This is a genomic window from Microbacterium sp. Leaf351, assembly GCF_001423825.1.
Taxonomy (GTDB): Bacteria; Actinomycetota; Actinomycetes; order Actinomycetales; family Microbacteriaceae; genus Microbacterium; species Microbacterium ginsengisoli.
In genome coordinates, this window is sequence record NZ_LMPK01000036.1 from 17729 (window position 1) to 21903 (window position 4175).

At 69.1% G+C, this 4175-nt stretch carries 4 protein-coding genes and 1 pseudogene; 1 reads left to right on the forward strand and 4 read right to left on the reverse strand.

The genetic code is table 11. The features are described 5' to 3' along the window. Positions 1-16 precede the first annotated feature (16 nt). Positions 17-454, reverse strand: a complete 438-nt coding sequence (locus ASG00_RS12015) for a MarR family winged helix-turn-helix transcriptional regulator (RefSeq protein ID WP_056209879.1) — start codon at positions 452-454, stop codon at positions 17-19. 100 nt (positions 455-554) lie between these two features. On the opposite strand from ASG00_RS12015, the gene ASG00_RS12020 reads away from it, so the two are divergent. Further along, positions 555-719 (forward strand): hypothetical protein, encoded by a 165-nt coding sequence (locus ASG00_RS12020; RefSeq protein ID WP_327037517.1) that lies wholly within the window; start codon positions 555-557, stop codon positions 717-719. A gap of 64 nt (positions 720-783) precedes the next feature. On the opposite strand, the gene uvrB is transcribed toward ASG00_RS12020, so the two are convergent. From uvrB to ASG00_RS12035, 3 genes and pseudogenes are all read right to left on the reverse strand, one after another. Then, a complete protein-coding gene (gene uvrB / locus ASG00_RS12025; RefSeq protein WP_056209881.1) occupies positions 784-2856 on the reverse strand; it encodes an excinuclease ABC subunit UvrB in 2073 nt (690 codons plus the stop codon). Positions 2857-2916: 60 nt separating this feature from the next. Next, positions 2917-3513: a dephospho-CoA kinase gene (gene coaE / locus ASG00_RS12030; protein WP_056209882.1), complete on the reverse strand. Its 597-nt coding sequence runs from the start codon at positions 3511-3513 to the stop codon at positions 2917-2919. 36 nt (positions 3514-3549) lie between these two features. Then, positions 3550-4175 (reverse strand): annotated as a pseudogene (locus ASG00_RS12035) (GGDEF domain-containing protein); the annotation flags it as partial.

A 4175-nucleotide genomic window follows, 5' to 3' on the forward strand; every position in this document is an offset into this window, starting at 1 on the left:
ACCGGCTCCGCGCGGATCACGCGGTGGGCTTGGCCCCGGCGAACCGGGCGAGCGCGTCGCGGAGGGCGACCGCCTCATCGACCGTGAGCCCGGTGCGTGCGAGCACCTGCGCGGGCACCTCGAGGGCCTGTGCACGAAGGGCGCGCCCGGTGTCCGTCACCGCGATGTCGAGCGTGCGCTCGTCACCCGGACGCCGCGTGCGGACGAGAAGCCCCTGCGCCTCGAGTCGCTTGACCAGGGGGGACACCGTCGCCGGTTCGAGCGCGAGCGCGGCGGCGAGCTCGCCGAGGGAGCGCGGATCGCGCTCCCACAGCGCGAGCATGACGAGGTACTGGGGGTGGGTCAGCCCGAGCGGCTCGAGCACCGGACGGTACGCCTGCACGATGTTGCGGGCGGCTGTGACGGCGGCGAAGCACAGCTGGTTCTCCAGCGCGAGGATGTCGGTGGTGGTCACTCTCTCCGCGTTCCTTAGTACACTAACTCTTATGCCACGAAAGAAAAGGCGCCCCCCGCTGCGCGACCGTGTGAACGCCGCGGGCGGATGGTACGCCTTCGTGAACGCCGCGCTCGTCCGCGCCGCCGGACCGGCCGCCGTCGGACCCTACACCGACGACGAGCCGCCCGCCCGCGACATCCAGCCCTGCCCGCTGTGCCGCCAGCCGATGCGCGATCATCGCATCGACCGCAACGGACCCAAACCGCTGCTGCGCTGCCCCTGATCGCGGCCGAGCAGGGCGGACGCGACCGGGATGTGCATCGAGAGCATGGGGCATCACCCGCAGATCAGGCGTGACCGGCCTTCTCCATCGCCCGCAGCTCGCGCTTGAGCTCCTGCACCTCGTCGCGCAGCCGCGCCGCCAGCTCGAACTTCAGCTCGGATGCTGCCGCGAGCATCTGATCGCTCAGATCCGAGATCGTCGACTCGAGCTGGGCCGCCCCCTCTGCCGCGATTCCCTCGCGCCGAAGGTTGGGCGTCGGCGCCTTGCCGCGACCCTGATCGCGGCCGCCGCGGGCGAGCATCGCCTTGGTGTCCGCCCCTTCCCGGGCGAGTGCGTCGGTGATGTCGGCGATCTTCTTGCGCAATGGCTGCGGATCGATGCCCCTCTCCGTGTTGTACGCGACCTGCAGTTCGCGACGACGGGCGGTCTCATCGATCGCCGAGCGCATCGAGTCGGTGACTGTATCGGCGTACATGTGCACCTCCCCCGAGACGTTGCGGGCCGCGCGCCCGATCGTCTGGATGAGCGAGGTGCCGCTGCGCAGGAAGCCTTCTTTGTCGGCGTCGAGGATCGCCACGAGCGAGACCTCGGGGAGGTCGAGACCCTCGCGCAGCAGGTTGATGCCGACAAGCACGTCGTAGACGCCGGCGCGGAGCTCGGTGAGCAGCTCGACGCGCCGCAACGTGTCGACGTCGGAGTGCAGATAGCGCACGCGCACACCGTGCTCGCCGAGGAAGTCGGTCAACTCCTCCGCCATCTTCTTCGTGAGCGTGGTCACCAGCACGCGCTCGTCGCGCTCGACCCGCAGACGGATCTGCTCCAGCAGATCGTCGATCTGCCCCTTCGACGGCTTCACGACGATCTCGGGATCCACGAGACCGGTCGGTCGGATGATCTGCTCGACGACGCCATCGGCGATGCCCATCTCATAGCGACCGGGCGTGGCCGAGAGATACACGGTCTGGCCGATCCGCCCCTTGAACTCATCCCACCTCAGCGGCCGGTTGTCGAGGGCGCTCGGCAGGCGGAACCCGTGCTCGACGAGTGTGCGCTTGCGCGAGGCATCCCCCTCGTACATCGCACCGATCTGGGGAACCGTCACGTGCGATTCATCGATGACGAGGAGGAAGTCGTCGGGGAAGAAGTCGAGCAGCGTGTGCGGCGGCTCGCCCGCCTCACGCTGGTCGAGATGACGCGAGTAGTTCTCGATGCCCGAGCAGAAGCCGAGCTGCTGCAGCATCTCGAGATCGAACGTCGTGCGCATGCGCAGGCGCTGCGCCTCGAGGAGCTTGTTCTGCTTCTCGAGCTCGGCGAGACGATCGGTCAGCTCGTCTTCGATCGTGCCGATCGCACGCTGCACGACGTCGGTGCCCGCCACGTAGTGCGACGCCGGGAAGATGGGCACCGAGTCGAGCTTCTGCACCACGTCGCCGGTGAGCGGATGCAGCATGTAGAGCGCCTCGATCTCGTCGCCGAACAGCTCGATGCGGATCGCGTACTCCTCGTAGACCGGGATGATCTCGATCGTGTCGCCGCGCACCCGGAAGTTGCCCCGCGAGAAGTCGACGTCATTGCGGTTGTACTGCATCGCGATGAACTGTCGAATCAGGGCGTCACGGTCGTATCGCTCCCCCACCTGCAGCGCGACCATCGCGCGCAGATATTCCTCGGGGGCACCGAGACCGTAGATGCACGACACCGTGGAGACCACGATGACGTCACGGCGCGACAGCAGCGAGTTGGTGGTGGAGTGCCGCAGCCGCTCCACCTCCGCGTTGATCGAGCTGTCCTTCTCGATGAAGGTGTCAGTCTGCGGGACGTAGGCCTCGGGCTGGTAGTAGTCGTAGTACGAGACGAAGTACTCGACCGCGTTGTGCGGCATGAGTTCGCGGAACTCGTTCGCGAGCTGCGCCGCCAACGTCTTGTTGTGGGCGAGGACGAGCGTCGGTCGCTGCACCTGCTCGATCAACCACGCCGTGGTCGCGGACTTGCCGGTTCCGGTGGCGCCCAGCAGCACGATGTCAGTCTCCCCCGCGTTGATGCGGGCCGCGAGATCGGCGATCGCCTGAGGCTGGTCGCCCGACGGCTCGTACTCGGAGACGACCTCGAAGGGTCGAACGGAACGTGTGGTCTGCACGTCTCCAGGGTAGGCGCGGCCGCCGACATCGGGGTGTGGTCCGGCCACCGTCCGACGGGGTCAGCCGCGCAGCCGGCTCCAGAGGGCGTCCACCTGGGCGATCGTCTCCCCCACCGTGCCGCTCGTGTCGATGACGTCGTCGGCGATCGCGAGCCGGGCCTCATCGGAGACCTGCGACGCGATGCGCGCGCGGGCATCGTCGGGAGAGAGCCCCCGAAGCTCGACCAGGCGCTGCTCGCGCAGAGCCGCCGGAGCGTGCGCCACGACGATGCGCTCCCACGGATCGTCGACGCGGGCCTCGACGAGCAGCGGCACGTCGTAGACCACGACCGCGGCGGGGTCCTCGGCGAAGGCCGCGGCGAACCGCGCCGCAGACTCCGCGCGCACAGCCGGATGCACGATCGCATTCAACCGGGCGAGCGCGGAACGGTCGCCGAACACCCGTGCGCCGAGCGCGGGGCGGTCGAGCGCTCCGGACGCATCCAGCACATCGGCGCCGAACACATCGGCGATGCGTGCGAGCACCGCGCTCCCCGGCGCCTGCACTTCGCGCACCAGTGCGTCGGCATCGACGACGACCGCGCCGTGCTCCCGCAGCCGCGCGGCGATCGTGGACTTCCCCGAGGCGATACCGCCGGTCAGCGCGATGAGTGGCATGTCACGAGCATGGCACGGGCCGCGGCATCCGCCGTCCTACTCCGCCCCACCGGCGTCGTCGACGCCCGCGAACATCACCGACGAATCCGGCATGGTCGGCGCCTTGCGCGCCGCCGCGCGGGCCCCCGCGACCAGACGCTCGGTGTCGTAGCCGATCGTCTCGCTCAACGCGACGCCGACACCGACCACGGGGAGCACGCCCTGGCCGCTGCGACCGAGGGCATCGAACAGCGCTCGGTGCGCACCCACCGCGACCCGGCGCACGGCCATCGGATCGGGAGCGAGCACCGTGAACAGCAGGCCGGGATCGTCGTCCTCGCCGATCAGAGAGGCGAGCGGCGCGTGCCGACGCACACCGTCCCGCAGCAGGTGCAGCGCGCTCGTGCGGACCTCCTCGCCGAACGCGTCGCCGATGCGACGCAGATCGTCGATGCGCACCGAGATCACGGCGACGAGTCGCCCCTCCCACCTCGCGCGCTCGAGCAGATCGTCGAGAGCGCGCAAGAACGTCGGGTACAGGAACACACCGTCGCCGGCGATACCGCTGTCGGACACCCACCCGTATCCGCGTAGCTGACTGCGGCTCGCGCGGAGTACGGAGGTCACGACGACGGCGACGATCGTCAGGGTGACCGTCAGGACGCTCGTCGAGATCGTTCCGA

Bases quoted from the DNA above. Each gene is read 5' to 3' on its own strand.
- coaE (WP_056209882.1), bottom strand. From the start codon at position 3,513: ATGCCACTCATCGCGCTGACCGGCGGTATCGCCTCGGGGAAGTCCACG.